This is a genomic window from Paenibacillus xylanilyticus, assembly GCF_013359935.1.
Classification (GTDB): domain Bacteria; phylum Bacillota; class Bacilli; order Paenibacillales; family Paenibacillaceae; genus Paenibacillus; species Paenibacillus xylanilyticus.
The window spans coordinates 1-740 of record NZ_JABMCB010000181.1 but is presented as its reverse complement, the minus strand read 5'-3'; the positions used below and the strand labels follow the sequence as shown (position 1 = coordinate 740).

Genomic DNA, 740 nt, shown 5'->3' with positions numbered 1-740 from the left:
CCCACTGCAATGGCCGCAGCCTCCATGGCCGACTTGAATTCCTCTATGGACCCCTTCAGCGTATCCATTTGGGTTTCAGCCAGCTTGTCCGCAGCCCCTGCCGAATTCTCCAGCTCTGAAGTAAAGCTTTCAAGCTGCGCCTGGCCTGTACTGATCAACGTCAAAAAACCGGAAGCTGCTTCAGTTCCGGCGATAGATGCAGCTACTTGAGCCTGCTGCGATTGATTCAGTTTTTTGAATGCCTGTTCGAACTGTCCAATGATGTTGGCAAATGGCAGGATATTTCCCGCCGCATCTTTGGTGGTTATTCCAAGCTTGTCCATATAGAATTGGGCTTCTTTGGTCGGCGTGGTCAGCCGCAGAAGCATTGCCCGGAGCTGTGTACCCGCCATTTCACCCTGAATACCCGCATTGGATAGCTCGCCCACGGCTGCTGCCGCCTCTTCAATGCTCATACCGAGTGAGGCCGCAATAGGTGCCGCGTATTTCATCGCATAACCTAATTGCTCAATATTTGTATTACTGGACGTCATCGCCTTCGCCAGCACGTCCACAACGCCTGTGGTTTGATCAGCCGACAACCGGAACCCGGTCAGGATGTTGGAAGCAATGTCGGCCGTGCGGGCAATCTCCATCTGTCCCGCCGCCGCAAGCGACAGCACGCCCGGCATGGCTTCCATGATTTCCTTGGTTTTGAAACCAGCCATAGCCAGGAAGGATTGTGCTTCCGCTGCCTGTGT

General features: G+C 54.2%; 1 protein-coding gene. It reads right to left on the bottom strand.

Translation table 11 applies throughout. The features are described 5' to 3' along the window. Positions 1-740, bottom strand: a 740-nt coding sequence (locus tag HP552_RS14565) for a phage tail tape measure protein (RefSeq protein ID WP_175396165.1), incomplete at both ends; no start/stop codon positions are given.